Source organism: Candidatus Solirubrobacter pratensis (assembly GCF_000425945.1).
Lineage (GTDB): Bacteria > Actinomycetota > Thermoleophilia > Solirubrobacterales > Solirubrobacteraceae > Solirubrobacter > Solirubrobacter pratensis.
In genome coordinates this window covers 72,463-85,670 of record NZ_AUEK01000013.1, presented here as the reverse complement: position 1 = coordinate 85,670, position 13,208 = coordinate 72,463, and the positions used below count along the sequence as shown (strand labels likewise).

General features: G+C 73.3%; 12 protein-coding genes. 4 read left to right on the top strand and 8 right to left on the bottom strand.

The features are described from left to right. The first annotated feature begins 4 nt into the window (after positions 1-4). Positions 5-553: an NADPH-dependent FMN reductase gene (locus H958_RS0120035; protein WP_028059957.1), complete on the top strand. Its 549-nt coding sequence runs from the start codon at positions 5-7 to the stop codon at positions 551-553. Positions 554-604: 51 nt separating this feature from the next. Here the strand turns inward: H958_RS0120035 and H958_RS0120030 are convergent, their stop codons facing one another. The 4 genes from H958_RS0120030 to H958_RS38950 form a co-directional block, all read right to left on the bottom strand. Next, positions 605-907, bottom strand: a complete 303-nt coding sequence (locus H958_RS0120030; protein ID WP_196807462.1) for a cupin domain-containing protein — start codon at positions 905-907, stop codon at positions 605-607. 99 nt (positions 908-1,006) lie between these two features. Beyond that, on the bottom strand, positions 1,007-1,471 hold the full coding sequence (locus H958_RS38955; RefSeq protein ID WP_037410898.1) for an HIRAN domain-containing protein: 465 nt from the start codon (positions 1,469-1,471) through the stop codon (positions 1,007-1,009). A 54-nt stretch (positions 1,472-1,525) separates the two neighbouring features. Beyond that, positions 1,526-2,113 carry a hypothetical protein gene (locus H958_RS0120020; RefSeq protein ID WP_028059955.1) on the bottom strand — a complete coding sequence of 196 codons (588 nt, stop codon included), beginning with the start codon at positions 2,111-2,113 and terminating at the stop codon, positions 1,526-1,528. 76 nt (positions 2,114-2,189) lie between these two features. Continuing rightward, the gene (locus tag H958_RS38950; protein ID WP_037410896.1) at positions 2,190-3,593 is read right to left on the bottom strand and encodes a sigma-70 family RNA polymerase sigma factor; all 1,404 of its coding nucleotides are present in this window, start codon (positions 3,591-3,593) and stop codon (positions 2,190-2,192) included. A gap of 148 nt (positions 3,594-3,741) precedes the next feature. On the opposite strand from H958_RS38950, the gene H958_RS43730 reads away from it, so the two are divergent. Beyond that, entirely contained in the window at positions 3,742-6,300 is a 2,559-nt protein-coding gene (locus H958_RS43730) for a Xaa-Pro dipeptidyl-peptidase (RefSeq protein WP_196807461.1), read from the top strand. Positions 6,301-6,333: 33 nt separating this feature from the next. Here the strand turns inward: H958_RS43730 and H958_RS0120005 are convergent, their stop codons facing one another. The 4 genes from H958_RS0120005 to H958_RS38940 all read right to left on the bottom strand — a co-directional run bounded on the left by H958_RS0120005 (position 6,334) and on the right by H958_RS38940 (position 10,239). Next, a complete protein-coding gene (locus tag H958_RS0120005; RefSeq protein ID WP_028059954.1) occupies positions 6,334-7,203 on the bottom strand; it encodes a M48 family metalloprotease in 870 nt (289 codons plus the stop codon). 42 nt (positions 7,204-7,245) lie between these two features. Further along, positions 7,246-7,908 (bottom strand): J domain-containing protein, encoded by a 663-nt coding sequence (locus H958_RS0120000; protein ID WP_028059953.1) that lies wholly within the window; start codon positions 7,906-7,908, stop codon positions 7,246-7,248. 79 nt (positions 7,909-7,987) lie between these two features. Further along, positions 7,988-9,214, bottom strand: a complete 1,227-nt coding sequence (locus H958_RS0119995; protein ID WP_028059952.1) for an alpha/beta fold hydrolase — start codon at positions 9,212-9,214, stop codon at positions 7,988-7,990. Continuing rightward, positions 9,211-10,239 (bottom strand): alpha/beta fold hydrolase, encoded by a 1,029-nt coding sequence (locus H958_RS38940; protein WP_037410895.1) that lies wholly within the window; start codon positions 10,237-10,239, stop codon positions 9,211-9,213. Before H958_RS38940 ends, H958_RS0119995 begins: the two co-directional genes overlap by 4 nt. 20 nt (positions 10,240-10,259) lie before the next feature. Here H958_RS38940 and H958_RS0119985 point away from each other — a divergent pair, with 20 nt between their 5' ends. Together H958_RS0119985 and H958_RS38935 are read left to right on the top strand one after the other, a co-directional pair. Next, a complete protein-coding gene (locus H958_RS0119985) occupies positions 10,260-10,781 on the top strand; it encodes a GNAT family N-acetyltransferase (protein WP_028059951.1) in 522 nt (173 codons plus the stop codon). 13 nt (positions 10,782-10,794) lie between these two features. Beyond that, entirely contained in the window at positions 10,795-13,092 is a 2,298-nt protein-coding gene (locus H958_RS38935) for a xanthine dehydrogenase family protein molybdopterin-binding subunit (protein ID WP_051324559.1), read from the top strand. Positions 13,093-13,208: the final 116 nt, after the last annotated feature.

Below are 13,208 nucleotides of genomic sequence, written 5' to 3'. Positions count from 1 at the left end.
CAGGATGCGGATCCTCGGCATCGCCGGCAGCCTGCGCCGAGGATCCCACAACCGCAGGCTGCTCCGGGCGGCGGGCGCACAGCTCCCGTCCGGAGTGGACCTCGTGGAGTGGGACGCGCTGGCCGCCATCCCGGCGTTCAACGAGGATGAGGAGCTCGATCCGCCGGAGGTCGTGAGCGACTTCCTGGCCGAGATCGAGTCCGCCGACGCGCTGCTGATCGCGACGCCGGAGTACAACGCGTCGCTGCCCGGCGCGCTGAAGAACGCGCTCGACTGGGCGTCACGCCCGTTCCCGGAGAACGTGCTGCGCCACAAGCCGTGCGCGGTCATCGGCGCGAGCACGGGCCTGTTCGGCGCGGTCTGGGCGCAGGCCGAGGTGCGCAAGGCGCTCAAGGCCTCGGGCGCCCACGTGCTCGAGTCCGAGCTGCCCGTCGGCCTCGCCGACGCCGCCTTCACCGAGGACGGCGCGCTCGTGGATCCCGAGCTGACCGCCCGCCTGCGCGACGTGGTCGGCGACCTCGTCCGCGAGGTCGGCGCGCCGGTCGAAGGCTAGAGGGGCCTGTTGAAGAATTCCGATACGCACCGACCATTCTTCAACAGACCCCTAGAGCGCCCGGAAGCCGATCACGACGCGCGCGGCGCCGTTGACGCCCGCGAGCTGGTGCGGGGTGCCCGCGGGGAGGATCGCCTCCTCGCCGATGCCCAGCTTGCGCTCCTCGCCGTCGGTGGTGAGACGCACGATCCCGTCGACCACGCGCAGCAGCGTGTCCTCCCAGCGGCGCATGCGCACCGGCGCCGGGCGGCTCACGAACGCCTCGATCGTCTCGAACGTCAGAACGGCGCCGTGGCGCGCGCTGCCCGCGGCGGCACGGGTCTGGGGGATCGGGTCTGCGTAGAGCGGGGCCATCTTCATCCTTGGGTTGCGCTGTCCGTCGATGCGTTGATCATCCGTCGCGAACGCGACGCGCGCACGTCGGAGATCTCTAGTCCCGCGGTACGGGCAGCACTAGCGCTGACGGAGTGTCAGCACGTCCGCGGGCGCGAGCAGCATCGTCAGTCCGGTGCGCGGGTCGCGCGGGCTCGCGCGCTGCTCGCGCAGGACGAGCGCCGACCACGGCTCGCCGTCGTCGAGTCGCGGCGCGAGCTCGGCGGCCAGCTCGCGCGGGACGAAGCCGAGCGGCTCGCCGGCCTCGGTGTCGACCGCGATCGCGTTGACGTCGAACTCGTTGGCAGGGTCGCGGCGGAGCCGCAGCGGGCGGCCGGGCGCCGCGTGCTCGGACTGCAGCGCGTCCGCATGGTGGCGCCCCGCTCCGGCCACGCCGGCGACGTGCAGCCCGGCGTCCGCGAGCTCGGCGGCGTCGCGGGGGAGATAGCGGCCCTCGGCGTCGACCAGCTGATAGCCGGCGACCCATACCTCGCCGCCGTCGTCCGGGTACCAGTACCGCTCCTGCAGGACGACGTCGATCTCCACCCGGCAAGCGTAGGCGCGCCCGGGCCGGCGACGGCGGCCCGGGCGCGGTCGGCGCTACGCGCCGAGCTCGAGCTGCTCGAAGACGGCCACGCCGTGGCTCGCCTTGAGCTCGGCCTCCCCGACCTGGCGGCCGGCGGCCAGCGCCTCGGCGCCGCAGCTGCCGTGGCCGCCGTCGCCATGGTCGTCGTCGTCGCCGCCATGGTCGCGGCCGCCGTTGTCGTCGTCGCCCTGATCGTCATCGCCGGGATCGTCGCCTGACGATGTGGCGGTGGCGTCGCCCTCGCACTCGATCTCCGTCTCGTCGGTGACCTGGCCGGTGAGCGTGCCGCCCTTGGCCAGGGTGATCGTGAGCACGCCACCCGTGAACGAGGCGACCTTGCCCGCGTTCTCGGCGTCGTCCCCGATGCCGTCGTCGTCGCTGTCGCCGTCGCGCGGGTCGGTGTGGGAGCGGTACTCGCCCAGGTTGTTGAGCCCGTCGCGGTCCTGGTCGCGGCGCGTCTCCTTGACCTTGAGCGACAGATGGTGCTGCTTCTCCCAGCGGTCCGGGATGCGATCGCGGTTGCGATCGGTGCCGTGTGCGCCCGCCGTGGCGGTGAAGAGCAGCGATGCAGCCACGGTGACTGCCGCGAGCGTGCAGAGCATGCGGGTCACAGGTCCTCCTTGGGTCCGATTGCGGTCCACTGCAAGGGAGACGCCGCCGGCCGGTCCGAGGTGACGGTCAATTTCCTGACTCGCCGGAGTCTCCGGACCGGCCGTCGCGGTCGCCCTGCGCCGCGTTCGCCGAGTCGCGTCCCGCGACGCCGGCGTCGGACGTCGCCGCGTCGGTGCCCTCGGCGCCGCCATCGCGCAGTGCCGAGTCGCCGTCGCCGGACGACGCCGCGTCGCGGCCAGACGTGTCGCCGTCGCGCAGCGCCGAATCGCGGCCCGAGGTGCTGCCGTCGCGCAGCGTCGAGTCGCGGCCCGAGGTGCTGCCGTCGCGCAGCGTCGAGTCGCGGCCCGAGGTGCTGCCGTCGCGCAGCACCGAGTCACGTCCCGAGGCCCCGCCGTCGTGCTCCGCGCCGGAGCCCTCATCGCGCTCGCGCCCCGCGTCGTCGCCGCCGTCCCGCTCGCGCCCAGGCACGCCGCCCGCGGCCCGGCGGACGCTCCGCTCGCTCTCATCGCGCGATTCGCCGCGGTCGTCGTCCTGGCTGCGGGCGCGATGGCGCGCGGCCCCGCCGCCGCCGCTCGCCGGCGCCCGGTCGTCGCCCGCTCCTTCATGCCGCGGCGCGGGAACGACCGACGCGACCGGAACGACCGGCGGCCTCGCGGTCGCCACGGGCGCGACCGATGCCGCCGGGACGGCCCGCGGCGTCGCGGTCAGCGCCGGAGCCGCCCGGGCCGGCGCCGCCCGCGACGCGTGGTGCTCCGCCAGGATCGGGGCCGAGACCGCTCCCGCCACGCCCGCCACGGCGCCGGCCTTCAGCAGCGTCGCCCCGGCGCCCGCGCCTCCGGCGCCGGCGATCAGCTGCCCGATCCGCAGGCTCATCGGCTCCGCGCCCGCGCCGGCTGACGCGAGCCATGCGACGACCGGGAACGGCACGACGGCCGACGCGGCCGCCCGCAGCGAGGTGCGTGCGCGGTGCACGAGCTGGCGCACGGCCACGCGCGAGAGGCCGAGCTCCTCCGCCACCTCGTCCTGGCTGTGTCCCTGGACGGCGATCCGCAGCAGCGCCTCCCGCTGGCGCTCGGGCAGTCCGGCGACGGCCTCTAACGTCTCCCGCACCACCGCGCGCCGTTCGGCCTCCTCCTGCGGGCTGGGAGCCGCGACCAGCGTGCCGAGCAGCGCAGGCGGCTCGGGGTGGCCGGGTCCGCGCAGGGCGCTGATCGCCGTGTTGCGGGCGATGCGGAACAGCCACGCGCGCAGATCGTGCACGTCGTCGCCGCGCCGCAGCGCTCCCCACGCCGAGACGAGCGCCTGCTGCAACACGTCCTCGGCGCGCGCCTCGGGGACCATCCTGCGGCACGCAGCCAGCAGCTGCCGGCGATAGCGCTTCACGATCGCCTCGAATGCCCGCTCGTGGCCGTCGCGCGCGAGCGCGATCAGCCGCTCGTCGGACTGGGTGCGCAGCAGGACCAGGCTCATACCCGTCAGACGCCTTTCGGCGGCCACAGGTTACGGCGTGGAGACATCTCAGCGCGCTGAGCGACTCCGGAACATTGCCGATCGGCAGTTGGAGGGGCAGGATGGAGGCTCACTGCTGGCATTCATGCTCGAGAGGGGAGCAGACAACTTGAGGTTCCGATTCCTGGGGGTCGCCGCCACGGCGACCGCCATGGCCGCGGTCGTGGGCACGAGCTCCGCATCCGCGCTGCCGCTCCTGACCACCGCCGAGAAGCCCGCCGCCCTGGCCCCGCCGGCGCCGGCCCCCGCGGGGGCGGTCCCGACGTTCGTCAACGGCCTCGCGCAGGCGGTGTTCACGACCGACCAGACGAAGTGGGTCCGCAACGAAGGCTGGGTCCAGACCACCTTCGACAGCGACAACGACGGCAAGCTCGACCGCGTCCACTTCGACGTGATCCGGCCGCCGGAGACCGAGACCGACGGGCTGAAGGTCCCCGTGATCTTCGAGGACAGCCCGTACTACGCGAACACGGCGGCGAAGTACAGCAACTGGGTCGTCGACCACGAGCTGGGCGCGCAGCCGCCCGAGCGTCCGCTCGCGCCGTTCTGGCCTGGCCGCAATACGAGCCCCAAGGTGAGCTCGAGCGACATCTACGCAGCGCAGTGGGTGCCGCGCGGGTTCGCGGTCGTCCACGCCGACTCGCCGGGCACGGGCAACTCGGACGGCTGTCCGACGTCCGGCGGCCGCAACGAGACGCTGGGCGCGAAGGCCGTCATCGACTGGCTCAACGGGCGCGCGCCCGCGTACACGACGCGCGCGGGGAGCACGCCGCTGGTCGCGTCCTGGACGACCGGCAAGGTCGGCATGATGGGCACGTCCTACAACGGCACGCTGCCGATCGCGGCCGCCACGACCGGCGTCCAGGGCCTGGACGCGATCGTCCCGATCTCGGCGATCTCGGACTGGTACGACTACTACCGCGCCAACGGCATGGTGCGCGCGCCGCACTCGCGCACCGGCGGCACCGGCACCAACTCCTACCTCGGCGAGGACCTCGACGTGCTCGTCGACGACGTGTACTCGCGCCAGGACGAGAACGCGGCGGGCGCGCGCACGATCTGCGTCCCCGTCATCGATGACATCAGGGTGCAGGAAGACCGTCTCACGGGCAACCGCAACGCCTTCTGGGACGAGCGCGACTACATGAAGGACGTCCAGAACGTCCATGCCGCGGCGCTGATCGCGCACGGCAACAACGACTTCAACGTCATGACCAAGAACGCGGCGCAGTTCCTCGACGCGCTCAAGAACCAGGGCGTGCCGCACGAGTTCTACTTCCACCAGGGCGGCCATGGCGGCGCCCCGCCGGACGTGCTCGTCAACCGCTGGTTCACGCGCTACCTCTACGGCGTCCAGAACGGCGTCGAGAACATGCCGAAGTCCTACGTCGTGCGCGAGCCGGCGACCTGCCCGACGCGGCAGAGCACGGTGACCGGCGACCAGTCGAACACGGCGACGCTGACCGTGGCCGACACGAGCGCGCTGCCGCTCGGCTACTACCTCACGATCCCGCAGCAGAACGCCGACGGAACCGTGACGAACGTCGTGCGCCAGATCACCGACGTGCCGGACGCGACGCACCTGACGCTCGCCTCGGCCGTGGCCACGGGCGCCGGCCAGAAGGTCGCCGCGGGCGCGACGGTCTTCATGCTCTGCCAGAACCCGTCCGGCACGCAGCCGACCTACACCAACCCGACGGCGTACTCCGAGTGGCCCGACCCCGCGTCCGCCCCGGTCGTGCAGCGCCTGCTGCCGGGTGGCGGCACACGCGGCAACCTGACGCTCGGGGCCGGCGGCACGGCGCAGGAGACGCTGACCGACGACGCGTCCAAGGAGGACCAGGCGCTGCTGGACGCCCCGAGCTCCGGCAACCGCCTCGTCTACCAGAGCAATCCGCTGACCAAGGACGTCCGCATCAGCGGCACGCCGTCGGTCACGCTGCGGATGGCGTTCAGCAAGCCGAAGGCGAACCTGTCGGCGGCGCTGATCAGCTACCCGGCGACGGGCGGCAGCGGCACGGTCCTGACGCGCGGCTGGCTCGATCCCGAGAACCGCAACTCGGACTACGTCAGCGACCCGATCGCGCCGGGCACGTTCTACACGCTCGAGTTCGACATGCAGGCCAAGGACGCGATCGTCCCGGCCGGCCGCCGGCTGGGGCTGATGGTGTTCTCCAGCGACCGCCAGTACACGATCCGCCCGGCCGCCGGCACGCAGCTGACGCTGGACCTGGCGGGCAGCTCGATCACGATCCCGGTCGTCGGCGGCACGAGCGCGCTCGCGACCGCGACGGGCACCGACATCGAGAACGGCGGCGCGTCCGGCACGGTGCCGGCGACGCTGTCGCTCACGCTCGGCGCCCCGGCGAGCTTCGGCGCGTTCACGCCCGGGGTCGCGAACGACTACAGCGCGGCGACGACGGCCAAGGTCGTCTCCACCGCGGGTGACGCGACGCTGAGCGTCTCCGATCCCGGCCATCTCGCGAACGGCGCGTTCTCGCTGCCGGATCCGCTGCAGGTGACGCTGTCGAAGTCCTCCTGGACGGGGCCGGTGTCCAACGACGTCGTCGACGTCGCGTTCAAGCAGCACATCAACGCCACGGACCCGCTGCGGACGGGGACGTACAGCAGGACGCTCACGTTCACGCTGAGCACGACCCAGCCGTAGGTCATGCGGGGGCGCCGGCCACGGCCGGCGCCCTCACCGGCGCTGCTGCAGCGCCTGCTCGAGCCGCTCGAGCCGCGCGATCCGGGCCTCGAGCGACGGATGGGTCGCCGGGAGCCGCATCCGGTCCTCGCCGCGGCGGGCGACGGGCAGCAGGTGGAACGCGTCCTGGGCCGCCGCGGCGCGCAGATCGCGCGCCGGGATCGCGCTGATCCCGTCGGAGACCTTCATCAGCGCGGAGGCGAGCGCCGCGGCGCTGCCGGTCAGCGCCACCGAGCCGGCGTCGGCCGCGAACTCGCGGTAGCGCGACAGCGCGCGCGTGCCGAGGCTTGCGACCCAGCCGATCGCCGCGGCGACGGCGCCGCCGGAGATGGCCAGCCACCAGCCGCCGCGCATCAGCTGCACGCCACCGCCGAGCAGCGCCGCGCCGGGGCCGCCGACGACGGTCATCACGGCCGCGTCGTGGTTGGCGACGTGCGCCAGCTCATGACCGATCACCGCCTCGAGCTCATGCCGGTCCAGGCGGTCGATCAGGCCCTCGGTCAGATGCAGGCGGTAGCCCCCGGCGCCGGTCCCGACGACCCAGCTGTTGGGGACGCGCTGCGGCTCGACGACGATCGCCGGCTTGGGCAGATCAGCCAGCAGGCACAGGCGCTCCACGATCGCGTGCAGCTCGGGGGCCTCGCCCTCCGAGACGGTGCTCGTGCGGCGCCCGCCCGCCCGCTCCTTGCGCATCGCGCCGACGCCGAGCACCGACGCGATCCCCGTGACGATGATGATCTTCGTGGGCGCCGCGAGGAAGACGACGGTCAGCAGCGCCAGGACGATCAGCGGGGTTGCCACGGCCGCGACGACCATGCGTGCGACGAGCCCGCGATCGGCGGGCAGCAGCTTGCGCCGAGTCATGGATCCAGTGTGCCACGGGTTCGTGAGAGCGGCCGGGGGAGGTCAGGCTTCGAGCGCCGCGAGGCGAGCCCGCGCGGCGACGAGCGCAGCCTCCGCCTCGGCGTTGAGCTCGGCCAGCAGGTCGCGCCCCTCGATCGACGCTGCCAGCGACCGCTCCATCAGCCGCGCGAGCTCGGTCGCGCGCACGTCGTCGAGCCGCCGCTGGGCCTCCGCCACCGCGGCTCGCAGCATCCGGTCGGAGTCGTTCCCGCCGCGCGCGTAGGGCGAGGTCTCCCATTGCCGCACCAGGTTCGCGATCGCGTCGGCGCCGCCTGCGCGGTAGGCGTCATTGAGCCGCTTCATGAACGCCTCCGCGTGCATCCGCCCGTCAGGGTCCTGGACCAGATCGGGATGCATCCGCTTCGCCGCCTCGCGGAAGAGCGCCTTGAGATCGTCGCCCGGCGGCGGGGCGGCGGGCGTGGGGACCGAGCGCAGCGCCGTCGTCGTCTCCCGCGCACGGTCGCGCGCGGCCCCCGCGGCCGCGACGTCCTCCGCGGCGCCCGTGCGCGCCGCGACCAGCGCCAGGATGCGCGCCTCGAGCTCATGCAACTCGGCGACCGCGATACCGGCGACACGAAGGTAGTCGGACTCGAACGCGGCCAGCTCGGCCCGCAGCGTCGCGTGCTCGGCCTCCAGATCGGCGAGCCGGTCGCGCAGCCCCGTCACGACGCCACCTTGCCCGGGAGAATCGCCCTCTGGGCGATTGCTCCCAGCGACGCGAGCCCTCTGGGCGAGGCGTCGCCGCTCACGCCCGGCCGCGGGCCAGGTCGAGCAGCCTGCCGAGCACGCGCGCGCCGTCGGCGCGGATCCCGTTGTGCTCGTATTCGCTCGTCAACCACGGGCGCAGCCCGCGGATCGCCGCCGCCGTCTCCTCGGAGAAGCTGCGCTCGACGTACAGGTCCTCGGCGTAGATCGCCGCCGCGGCCGGGACCTCGTTCGCCGCCAGCACCGACGGATCGTGCAGACGCGGCCACTCATGCGCGGCGAGCAGCTCGGCGGCGTCGCGCAGCGGCGCCAGCGCCGAGTAGTCCTCGAACAGCCATGGGAACACGTGCTCGCCGGTCAGCAGCTCCGGCGTCTCGGCATACTCGGCCGGCAGCACGCGCGCGGCAGACCAGCGCGTCGCGCCGCCGTCGGCGTAGCAGACCTCGTGGATGATCGCGTAGATCGGATTGCGCGCGAAGCCCATTCCCGGCTCGACGTCATGGCGGAACGCCGGCGAGTCGGGCGGCAGCTCGAGGATGTAGTGGAGCTTCTCGAAGCCGTCGCTCATCCCCAGCGCGTTGCCCAGGGTGCGCAGCCGCCGCGACGTCAGCCGGTCCCCGGACGGCAGCCGGAAGTCCTCCGCGTCCAGCCGCGCCACGAGCGAGCGCACCCGCTCGCGATCGTCCGGGTAGCGCTCGTAGTAGCGCCGGTTGCGCTCGAGCATGCGCGCGAACGTCGCGCCGTAGATCTCGTCGACCGGCCGCCCGAGCGGCGGCAGGCCGCCGGTGATGAGCGCCTCGCGCAGGCCCTCGGGCGCGATCGAGAGGTAGCTCGTGGCGCAGAAGCCGCCGAAGCTCTGGCCGAGCACGCTCCAGCGATCCACCCCGAGCGCCTCGCGCAGCAGCTCGCAGTCACGCACGATCGAGTCGGCGCGGAAGTGCGTCAGATACGCCGCCTGCTGCTCGGCCGTCATGCCATCCAGCGAGCCGACCGGCGTCGAGCGTCCGGTGCCGCGCTGGTCGAGCATCAGGACGCGGAAGTCCTGCAGCGCGCGGTCGAGCCAGGCCGGGGAGCTCGGATGCCGCGTGGGCCGCGGGGCCTGGAAGCCCGGGCCGCCCTCGAGATAGAGGAGGAACGGCTTGTCGAGGCCGTCCGGCTCGGCGACCTCGCGCGCGAAGACGGTGATCCGCTCGCCGTCCGGCTTGGAATGGTCGAGCGGGACCTCGAGCTCGTGCTCGGTCAGCACCAGGCCGGGGATGCGGATCACCGCGTCGACTCCAGGAAGCCGAAGAAGACGGCGCTCCAGCGCGCCGCGGCGTCGAGGAACGGGGCATGCCCTGAGTCCTCGAAGATCTCGATCTCGACGCGCCCGCCGGCGTCGCGGTAGCGCTCCAGCACCGCGCGGATCTGCGCGATCATCGTCTGCGGCGGGAACGCCTCGGCCCCGGGCCAGTCCGGGACCGCGCCGAGGCTGCCGAGGTGCCCCATCTCCCACGGCGAGCCGTCCGCGACGACGACGTCGCGCGCGCCGTGCGTCCAGAGGACCGGCGGCTTACGCGGCAGGTCCACGATCTCGCTCCAGTTGCAGTAGCGGGGGGAGAGGGCGTTGAGGAGCCCGCGCGTGCCCGGCGCGACGCCCGGCCAGTGCTCCGAGGGCGCCGAATCGCCCGGATAGCCGTCGTCGCCGACGTAGGACTTGAGGATCTCCTCCAGCAGCTCCTCCTCGCGCTCCTCGCGGTGGCCTGCCCGCCAATACGCCGAGTTCATGACGCTGCGCGGCGACGTGTCGGCCTGCGCGGTGCGGTCGCCGGCGGCCAGCCGGGCGACGAAGTCGGCGTTCGTCGTCCCGCCGCCCGACCCCGCGTAGTCCGGGAAGCACGGCGTCCCGTCGGCGAACGTGCCGCCGTAGCCGTACGGCGACACGGGATCGATGAACGTCAGCGACGCGACGGGGCGCTCGAGCGCGTAGGCGGCGATCGCGGCACCGCCAGTCGACCACCCGGCGAGGTGCGGCGGCTGCTCGACTCCGAGCGCGCGCAGGAGCGCGGCGGTGTCGTCGGCCCAGTCGCGCAGGCCGCGGGTCGCGTCGATCGGCGCCGGCTCGGAGTCGCCGAAGCCGCGCATGTCGGGCGCGATCAGGCGGTAGCGGATCGGCGCGCGCTCGAACAGGTGCGCGAAGAAGCGCCCGCTCGAGAGGTTGCCGTGCAGCAGCACCACCGGGACGCCGTCCTCGGGGCCGGACTCCAGCAGGTGCATCCGGATCCGGTCGGTCTCCACCGTTCGCTCGCGCATCGGCGCGAGACTATCCGCCGATGGCGCGCGTGATCATCCGAGCCCCGACCCTCGACGACGAAGAGGACTTCCTCGCCGCCATGCGCGCGAGCCGCGAGGCGCACCGCCCATGGCTGTACCCCCCGCAGGATGCCGCCGCCTACCGCGACTACCTCGCCACGCTCGGCGAGCGAAAGCACGGTTTCCTGGCGCGCCGCCGCGAGGACGGCGCGGTCGTCGGCTGGGCGAACGTCTCGGAGATCGTCCGCGGCTCGCTGCAGAGCGCGTTCCTCGGCTACGGCGGCGTCGCGGCCTACGCCGGGCAGGGCTACATGACCGAGGTGCTCGGGCTCGTCGTGCGCCACGCCTTCGGCGCGCTCCGACTGCACCGGCTGGAGGCCAACATCCAGCCGGGCAACGTGGCCTCGATCGCGCTGGCCCGCCGCTGCGGCTTCGAGAAGGAAGGCTTCTCCCCGCGCTATCTCAAGGTCGGGGGCCGCTGGCGCGATCACGAGCGCTGGGCGATCCGCGCCGATAGTGTTCGGGGTGCGCCAAGAAGGTGACGAAGGGAGCCAAATGACGGGATCGAACGGGTCGTCCACAGGCCGAGGCGCCGCAGTGCGGCGCGTCGAGGATCCGCCGCTGCTTCGAGGTACGCGGCCGTATACGGACGACCTGAGAGAGCCCGGAGCGTTGTACGCCGTCTTCGTGCGCTCGGGCTTCGCCCATGCCACGATCACCTCGATCGACGTCTCCGAGGCGGCGAGCGCACCCGGCGTCGTCGGCGTGTACACCGCCGCCGACCTGGAGATGCAGCCGCAGCCGCCTGCGGGGCCGCCGGTCGCGACGCCGGGGGAGATGCGCCGCCCGATCCTCGCCAGTGAGAGGGTCCGCTTCATCGGCGAGCCGGTCGCCGTCGTGGTCGCCGAGACCCGCGCGCAGGCGGTCGACGCCTCCGAGCTGGTCTACGTCGACTACGACGCGCTGGATGTGGTCGTCGACATGGAGAAGGCGCTCGAGCCGGGCGCGCCGCTGCTGTTCGAGGACGCGCCCAACGGCAACGTCGCGGCGCAGGGCCCCGCCGGCGAGGACGCGCTCGGCGACGCCCAGGTGATCGTCAGCGCGCGCCTGGTCAACCAGCGCCTCGCCGCGGTCCCGATGGAGCCGGGCGCCGGCGTCGCCGCGCCCGATCCGGACACGCCGGGCGCGTTCATCCTGTGGACGCCGAGCCAGGGCCCGCACGCGTACCAGTCCGCGGTCTGCGAGTCGCTCGGGCTCGAGAAGGAGCAGCTGCGCGTCGTCACTCCGGCCACCGGCGGCGGGTTCGGCGCGCGCATCGCCTGCTACCCGGAGACGATCACGCTCGTGGCGCTCGCCCGCGAGCTCAACCGGGCGGTGCGCTACATCGAGACGCGGTCCGAGACGATGCTGGCGATGCAGCACGGCCGCGCGCAGGTGCAGCGCTTCGACCTCGCCGGCACGCGCGAGGGCAAGGTCACCGGCCTCAAGGCGCGCGTGATCGCCGACTGCGGCGCGTATCCGGCGGACGCGTCGCTGATGCCGATGCTCACCGGCCTGATGTCGTGCGGCGTCTACGACATCCCGAAGGTCGACTTCCAGTTCACCTGCGTGGTCACGAACACGACGCCGATCGGCGCCTACCGCGGCGCCGGCCGGCCGGAGGCGACCGCGCTGATCGAGCGCGCGATCGACATGTTCGCCGACGAGATCGGCATGGACCCCGCCGAGGTGCGGCGGATCAACTTCATCCGCGACTTCCCGCACCAGACGGTCACGGGCGCCAACTACGACTCGGGCGAGTACGAGGCGGCGCTGAACCGCGTGCTCGAGACCGCCGGCTACCAGCAGCTGCTCGATCAGCAGCGGGAGCGGCGCGAGAACGGCAGCCCGCTGCAGCTCGGCATCGGCCTGTGCAGCTACGTCGAGTGGACCGGCTTCGGCTCAGAGCTCGGCACGTGCGAGGTCGGCGAGGACGGCATCGTGACCGTCCGCTCGGGCGCGTCCGCCCACGGGCAGGGCCACGAGACCGCCTATGCGCAGCTCGTGTCCGGCACGCTCGGCGTGCCGTTCGAGGACGTGCGCGTGATCCAGTCTGACACCGCGAAGGTGGCGCGCGGCATGGGCACGGCCGGCTCGCGCTCGCTCCAGGTCGGCGGCACCGCCGTGCTCAACGCGTCCAACGAGGTGCTCGAGAAGGGTCGCCGGCTCGCCGCGCACCTGCTCGAGGCCGACGTCGGCGACATCGCCGTCTTCCCGGGCGAGGGCCTGGGCGTGACGGGCGCGCCGGGGTCGGCGCTCTCGTGGGCCCAGCTCGCCGCCGCGGCCTCCGACGACGGCCGCCGCCCGGACGGCATGATGCCCGGGCTGACCGCGGAGAACGACTTCGAGACCCCGGACGCGACGTACCCGTTCGGCACGCACCTCGCGGTCGTCGAGGTCGACGTCGAGACCGGCTCGACGAAGCTGATCCGCCACGTCACGGTCGACGACGCGGGCACGATGCTCAACCCGCTGATGGTCGAGGGCCAGGTCCACGGCGGGATCGCACAGGGCGTCGCGCAGGCGCTCTACGAGGAGATCGCCTTCGACGAGGACGGCAACAACGTCACCGGCTCGCTCGCGTCCTACGCGATGCCGAGCGCAGGCGACCTGCCGATGTACGAGACCGAGCGCACCCAGACGCCCACGCCGCGCAACCCGCTCGGCGCCAAGGGCATCGGCGAGGCGGGCGCGATCGGCGCCACGCCCGCCGTCTGGAACGCGGTCGTCGACGCGCTCTCGCACCTGGGCGTGAGGAACATCGACATGCCCGCCACGCCGCAGCGCGTCTGGGAGGCGATCAGCGCCGCCTGATCACCCCGAGAAGCGGGGCGCGGGAGGCGACACCACGATCAGCACGGCCGCGGCGGTCCTTCGCGCCGCGGTCAGCTGACGCGTGCTCGAGTCGACCGCCAATCGGTGCACAGACT

Coding starts and splice junctions, on each gene's coding strand:
- H958_RS0120035 (WP_028059957.1), top strand. CDS start 5: ATGCGGATCCTCGGCATCGCCGGCAGCCTGCGCCGAGGATCCCACAAC.
- H958_RS38935 (WP_051324559.1), top strand. CDS start 10,795: ATGACGGGATCGAACGGGTCGTCCACAGGCCGAGGCGCCGCAGTGCGG.
- H958_RS38940 (WP_037410895.1), bottom strand. CDS start 10,239: ATGCGCGAGCGAACGGTGGAGACCGACCGGATCCGGATGCACCTGCTG.
- H958_RS0120020 (WP_028059955.1), bottom strand. CDS start 2,113: ATGCTCTGCACGCTCGCGGCAGTCACCGTGGCTGCATCGCTGCTCTTC.
- H958_RS38950 (WP_037410896.1), bottom strand. CDS start 3,593: ATGAGCCTGGTCCTGCTGCGCACCCAGTCCGACGAGCGGCTGATCGCG.
- H958_RS0119985 (WP_028059951.1), top strand. CDS start 10,260: ATGGCGCGCGTGATCATCCGAGCCCCGACCCTCGACGACGAAGAGGAC.
- H958_RS0120005 (WP_028059954.1), bottom strand. CDS start 7,203: ATGACTCGGCGCAAGCTGCTGCCCGCCGATCGCGGGCTCGTCGCACGC.
- H958_RS0120030 (WP_196807462.1), bottom strand. CDS start 907: ATGGCCCCGCTCTACGCAGACCCGATCCCCCAGACCCGTGCCGCCGCG.